This is a genomic window from Spirochaetota bacterium (assembly GCA_026414805.1).
Lineage (GTDB): Bacteria > Spirochaetota > UBA4802 > UBA4802 > UB4802 > UBA4802.
On sequence record JAOAIH010000041.1, the window covers coordinates 20,816 to 27,833 of the forward strand.

Annotated in this window: 4 protein-coding genes; all 4 read left to right on the plus strand. The window is 38.0% G+C overall.

Going from position 1 to position 7,018, the window contains the following annotated elements; genetic code table 11:
- Window position 1: 1 nt before the first annotated feature.
- Entirely contained in the window at window positions 2-1,423 is a 1,422-nt protein-coding gene (locus tag N3F66_09500; protein MCX8124386.1) for a hypothetical protein, read from the plus strand.
- Entirely contained in the window at window positions 1,413-3,149 is a 1,737-nt protein-coding gene (locus N3F66_09505) for a hypothetical protein (GenBank protein ID MCX8124387.1), read from the plus strand. The genes N3F66_09500 and N3F66_09505 overlap by 11 nt, the downstream gene beginning before the upstream one ends.
- Before the next feature lie 254 nt (window positions 3,150-3,403).
- Window positions 3,404-6,070: an efflux RND transporter permease subunit gene (locus N3F66_09510; GenBank protein ID MCX8124388.1), complete on the plus strand. Its 2,667-nt coding sequence runs from the start codon at window positions 3,404-3,406 to the stop codon at window positions 6,068-6,070.
- Between the two features lie 40 nt (window positions 6,071-6,110).
- The gene (locus N3F66_09515; protein MCX8124389.1) at window positions 6,111-6,881 is read left to right on the plus strand and encodes an outer membrane lipoprotein-sorting protein; all 771 of its coding nucleotides are present in this window, start codon (window positions 6,111-6,113) and stop codon (window positions 6,879-6,881) included.
- Window positions 6,882-7,018 lie beyond the last annotated feature (137 nt).

A 7,018-nucleotide genomic window follows, 5' to 3' on the forward strand; every position in this document is an offset into this window, starting at 1 on the left:
CATGAAAGCATTTCCATTTTTATGGGCGATAGTTACTGTGATAGCAAGTGGGGTTGCCTTTGCACAGGACACTTTCAGCTTGCTTTCTGTGGATGACAAACCATCCTTTAACATTAAAGGATTGCTTGAAATTGACACCACCACCTCCACCTATCCCCATCAGGAAACAGGCGATATATTTAAAAAAGATGAACTGAAAGTAAATACCACTATCAAATACGGTAAAGACTCATTCTATGTTTACGTTGACAGCAATATGTATGTATTACCTAACCTGATAAATGAGAATATTAATCCTGGGTATGCATATACCTCTGAAAATGAAATACTGCGCAATGGCACACTGACATCTTCAAATGCAGAAATTAATTTCCGCGAATGTTTTATAAATTATGAAATAGGTTCACTTCGCCTGAGAGCGGGCAATCAAATATTTTCATGGGGTACTGCAGATGCGTTTAACCCCACAGCATACTACAACCCCTACGACCTTCGCGAATTCCTCTTCAAAGACGAAGATACAGAAATGAAAATGGGCGTGCCTGCGTTATCAATGCTTATCACGTTAGGCAACGACACACTCGAGCTTGTTTTCACCCCGCTGCATGTTCCGCTGAGGATGCCACCGCAAGGTTCATTTTGGCAGCTAAATGTACATGAGGGCCCTTTCCCAGTAACTATCGCCAAACCTATGGCTCTGACCCCCACTATTACCAATGCAGGAATTGGTGCACGGTACTACCATAATATTGCAGGCTTTGATGTGCATGTAAGTGCTTACCATGGCCCCGATACTCAACCTTACCTTGTGCCAGTAAGGACCATACTGGAGCCAAACAAGCCCGTTTCAATTGTAGTACAGCCCAAATATGCAATAGTGAATATGGTGGGCAGCGCCATTTCAAAATCGTACAAAGATTTTGTATTTCAGGTTGAAGCAGTATACGCACCCGATAAAACTGGCGTCGTTGATGTAGACTTGAAAAGTATTAACGCTGCACAGCTACAAACATTACTCCCTTACAAAACTGGCAAAAGCCATTTTGTAACCTACTCAGCTGGTTTTAATTATTTTATACCCATACGCGATTATTTCAAAGAACATGAGGGGCAATGTGTTTTTACCTTTGAATGGAGCCAGTCGCACTTTTTTGATACTACGCTCATGAAGCCAATGCTTTCGGATATTGTTGTGCTACGTCTACAAGATAGTTTCCTTAATGATAAGCTTGATATTAAAGTTAGCTCCTTCATTGAAACACAAACCTCAAGCTATATGATAATTCCAAACGTAATGTATCGTTGGGATAGCGGTATTTTCTTTGATGTATCGTACATTTATTTACACATGACCGACGATTCCTACTTTGCGCTGTATACAAACAATGATTGTATAACAGGGAGGATTGGGTATGAATTTTAAAAATATATTTTTGGCGATAGTTACTGTGATACTATTTTCTTCATGCGGAGCATTACAAGAAGAACATGCAGTCATTGCCGGCTCTGTGACTGTTGATGATACAATTACACGAAATGCAGATGCACCTTTGTTTGTTGCCATTGCAAGAGACAGCAACATGGAAGCTATACAGAATGACCCTGCCAACACTATTATAGCCGTCATACATACTGATATTACAGGTTCGTATTCAATTGAATGTAAAGACTATGGATTAAAAGCAGGCGATGAGGTCTTCCTATTTGCATTTATAGATAATGACTATACCGGCGGCATACCATTCCCAACACCCGGTGATGCTGTTGGATTTTTTAATAATGGCTTCAAGCTTTCATATACAGTGGGGGTTGATGGACGAGCTGATATCCTCATAAATAGGCAACAGTATGATTTTGATGCAACAATAATTGGCATACTTGATGGCACTGAAAGTGGAAATGTGATCCTGATTGCGTATGCTGGCGATTTTAACTCAAGCAACTTTTCTGATATTGATATCAACGCTGTAATCGCATACAAAAAAATTGCAAAGCCGGCATACCCTGTGAGTTTTTCCCTGCCTGTCATGCCATACGGATACAATGTTCCAGTTGGCGGAGTGTACGTGATAGCATTGCTTGATGTAAACAATAACGGTATCCCAGATGAAGGTGACAAAATTGGTTTTGCAGTAGAATCGGGAAGTAACACGCCTGTGACCGTAACAGTACCGCACGGAGTGGTTTCAGCTTCTACAATTAAGTTTCTTATGCCAATCTATGGTGAACCTGAAACAGGTGAACCGCCACTCACCATCACTGGACAATTTGACGCTCCAGAAGGTTATAGCTCTGACCCCACCACAAAGCCCATATTTATTGTGGTAGCCAAAGGCTCTGACCCCAATGAGGTATTTGCCAACATACAGAACTTAAACACTCAGACATTTGACTATATGCGGGTACCACAGGGAGGAAACACCTTTGCTCTGACCCTCTCACGAAGTAAGTTTACTCCGGGTGATTCAGTGTTTATATTTGCATTGTGGGATAGGGATTATGAAAGTGGACTGCCAAATGCAACTGAGGGTGATAAACTGGGATTTGTTGTGAATAAAAGCAATTTTGCATATACGGTTACATTGCAGGAAGGTGATAACCAATTGGTAAAAAGTGGCCAACAATATCTATTCAATGGACAAAACGGTTATTCATTTGCACTTAATAGAAATATATATAATCATAATGCATCAATTCGATTCCAGCTTGAAAAAGGGAGCCTGAATGATACCCAATTTGCAAATGGAACTAAAGTGTTATGTGTTGCAGTATACGAAACAAATGACATTGCCCAACAATTTTTACAAAATGGAACATACAATCTTGATATGGATAAAATTATTGCAACAACTACTGTGCGCATAAATCGGCCATCAGGATCCAACACTACTGTATACTATACTATGCCTGTAATACCCGCACTGCTGGATTCTATCCCAGCTAAACAAGATGGACAACTTTTCATTAACAATGTATGGGTACTAGCTGTGCTTGATAGCAATGGTAATGGCAAACCTGATGATGGCGAACGGATAGGATTTTACTGGGGATATTTTATTGTATATTATCCTATAAAACTCCCTTTACCATTGGGTGATGGTACTACGATTTTAAATAAAACAGTGCGATTTTCAAATTACACATATTAGTTTTAAAGGTTTTGCAGTACATGGAGCGTAACAATAGTCATCTTGAATGCTGGTTTTTGTGGGGGACAGGTTTAAGCCTGCAAAGATATCATCGTGAACTTGATTCAAGATCTCTGTTAAAAAAAGAGATTTTAAGTCTAGCTCAGAAAAATGATGCCATTGAGTCATGCTGAACTTGATTCAGTATCTATTATGAGGGAAAGATTCCGGTTAAAACCCGGAATAATCACAAATAACTATCAAAGGAAATGTGTATGAAACAGTTGCTGAACATAGTACTCACCTATCCAAAATCAGTATTAGCAATAATCATAGCTATTACTATTATTCTGGGAAGCGGGGTATTTAAAATCAAGTTTGACAGTTCAATGGAAGCTGTCATGCCAAAACATGACCCGGAATATTTGTTAAATGAAGAGGTCAAAAAGATTTATGGTAACACTGGAAAGTTTATAATTATCGACGTAAATGCCAGTGACATGCTCCAGCCACATATCTTAATGCTAGTATCACATCTTCACGAGGACCTTGAAGAATACCAGAAGTTTGATGAAGCAAAGGAAATGCGCAGGCTTTCCCTATTACAGGAGCTATCGCACACTACTGTAACAAAACAAAATCTATATAAAACATTTGAAAATGATCCTGTCTTCATACGATATTTACAGCGGACACTCCATGAACTTAAGATTGAAGATGAGGCACTATCACCACGGCATATAAAAAAGATTATCAAAAAATTTACAAAAACAATAGAAATAAAACGAAATGAAACTATTGATTTAATAATCTCACCATTTACTATGAAAGATCTTCGTGGACAGAATGACACGCTATATGTTCGGGACATTGTCGAAAAGGATGAATTTGGAAAACGCAAAATTCCACAATCACCCCAAGAGATTGCTGAATTTAAAAAGCGTCTGACAAACAATCCTGCTTTTGAAAAAGGCATCTATGTGAAAGATGCAAACGGTACCATCACAGACTTTGGAATACTACTGCGTCTTGTTGACCAGCCTGTATATGACCCCTTAGTGAAAGAAATTGCCAGCATCACTTCACTATATCAGAAAGATGTGGAAATTGTTTTGCAGGGCATGCCGGTCACACATCATGAAATTAATGATTACATGAAAACTGACCTTGAGCGCTTTTTGCCACTAGTGTTAGTTGCGATGCTTATTGTATTTTATCTAAATTTCAGATCTGTACGTGGTATGCTTCTTCCTTTTTCAACTATAGTGCTTGCTGACCTGTGGGTGATAGGCCTTATGGGCCATTTGGGCTTTAAACTTAATGTCATTGGCGTATCACTACCGCCTCTTATGGCAGCAGTTGGCAGTTCATACTCAATCCATATATTGAATCAATATTACAAAGAAAAAAAACATCGCTTGGTATCCAATAAATACACAGTTATACAATCATCGTTGCTGCACATTTCTTTGACTGTTATGCTTGCTGGTCTGACTACATTTATAGGATTTTTTACCCTATCCACCAATCAGGTTTCATCAATTCGTGAGATGGGTATTTTTGCTGCATTGGGTGTCTTTTCTGCTGTAATTATTTCACTTACACTTATTCCTGCAGTTCTTGTGTTGCTACCCGAAAAGGAAAAAAAATTGCAGTTTCAGTCAAAGATACTATCATACATAAGCAATCTAAACCTGGTAGAAAAGATTGTAAATAGGCTTGCAACACTGGCAGTTGATAACAGTGCACTGGTTGTGGGCATACTACTGGTAGCGTTAATCACTGCATTTGTTGGCATGTCAAAAGTTAAAGTAGAAACTTCGGTTCATGCATATTTTAAGGAAGGTGACTATATCCTCACAAGCTCAAAAATAGTTGGCCAAAAGTTTGGTGGATCTGCCGGTATTAACATTTTGATTGATACAGGAAAGCCCGATGGAGTGAAAGACCCAAAGTTTTTACAGTTTGTCGATAGTTTCAGAAATTGGCTTGTTGCTGAACAAAATGATGATCTTAATATTGGCAGGACTGATGCATTCACTGATTTTATCAAAACCATTAATCTGGCAATGCACAATAATGATTTTAATTACTATTCAATACCTAATACTGTACAGGATGTAGACAGCTACATTGATCTTTATGGTGGTAAGGACGACAATGATAACGGTCTTGCTGATGAGTTTGAACCCTACGTGGATAAAAAATTTACTACAGTAAACATCTTTGCACGCCTGTGGGAAAAACAGGGCAAATTTTTGAGCTCCAATACCATGCATCATATTATAAACAAAATACGCATATACCTTGAACATAATCTCCCTGAAGGCTGTAGCTTTAAAATCACCGGCGAACCAAAAGTGCTTGTACGCATGTCAGAGTATATTGTGCAGGGACAGGTTATGAGTTTGGCATTGAGTCTTTTAAGCATTTTCATAGTTGTCCTTTTGATTTTTTACAATATAAAAGCAGCATTTGTCTCGCTTATACCAATAAGCACAGCAGTACTTTTGAATTTTGGTGTCATGGGTTTTTTAGGGATTCGTCTTGACATGGCAACTGCAATCATAGCAGCCATAACAATTGGAATAGGGATTGATGACACCATACACTTTTTGAATACCTACAGGCACTTTAATTCTCCAGAGCTATCGCAAAAAGAGGTCATCACTAAAACGCTCAACCAGGCCGGAGTTGCCATAGTGTATACGTCTGTTGCATTAATATTTGGTTTTCTGGTTTTAGTCATCTCAAGTTTTAAGCCAGTCATTTATTTTTCAATATTGCTAGCAACCACAATGATTACCACTACATTAGGTGCGCTGTTATTTTTACCGGCAACAATTAATTTGCTTAAGCTTGATTTGTCGCCAGCACAACATTCATCAAGGATTCTGGAATATTTTAATTTAGGCAAATATTTTGAATTTGAATCTGAATGATGTTTCAACATTATTCATATCACTAAACAGGAGGAACAAAATGAAAAAATTTTTAGTTTACAGTCTTTTAGTTCTTTTTTGCAGTGCGATAGTTACTGCGTATGCACTCACAGGCAGAGAAATTATGGAAAAGTCGGATGCACTGCCTGAACCCAAAACTGCAATCAGCAAAGCTTCAATGGTTATTTACAAAGGTGGTGATACATTACAGCGAACAATTGAACTCATGGCAATGAAGGTTGGACAAAATGAAAAAGTGCTGGCAGTAGTAAAGGAAGAGCCAAGTGGTGATATTACTAAAGTATTAACTCATACACACAGAGGTGGAGAAGATTTACAGTGGGTAAAAATGCCAAATGGTAAAGTAAAACGCATATCATCGGGTGATCGCAGCGGCGCGTTTGTTAATTCACATATCTTTTATGAAGACCTCCGTTCGCGAAATATTGATGATTACGAATATACTTTACTTGGCGAAGAAACTATAGAGGGATACCAATGCTACAAAATAGAAGCAAAACCAAAACCCGGTAAAAGTATTTATGATAAAGCAATTTTTTTCATTATAAAGTCTGGTGAATTTCAGTACTTTGCCGTGCGTATAGATATTTTTTATGATGGCTATCTGTACAAACGCTTAATAAACTATAATTTGAAAAAGGTTGATGGTATTATAACACCATACAAAGCTGTAATGTACCGAGTGGATAAAAACGGACAGAATTTAGGCAGAACTGAAGTTTTCGTAACTAATGTGCAATATAATAATCCAGCGATTAAAGAGGATATGTTTAATCAGGGTAAATTATAATCACATTATTCATATTCCTAACCAGCATTGCAGGCGTTTAAACAATTTAAACGCCTGCATTTCATTTGCAGGGTTTTTATTATAAATAATCTTAGGTCATCCTGAACTTTATTCAGGATCTTCAAATATATGCTCTG

Bases quoted from the DNA above. Each gene is read 5' to 3' on its own strand.
- N3F66_09505 (MCX8124387.1), top strand. From the start codon at position 1,413: ATGAATTTTAAAAATATATTTTTGGCGATAGTTACTGTGATACTATTT.
- N3F66_09500 (MCX8124386.1), top strand. From the start codon at position 2: ATGAAAGCATTTCCATTTTTATGGGCGATAGTTACTGTGATAGCAAGT.
- N3F66_09515 (MCX8124389.1), top strand. From the start codon at position 6,111: ATGAAAAAATTTTTAGTTTACAGTCTTTTAGTTCTTTTTTGCAGTGCG.
- N3F66_09510 (MCX8124388.1), top strand. From the start codon at position 3,404: ATGAAACAGTTGCTGAACATAGTACTCACCTATCCAAAATCAGTATTA.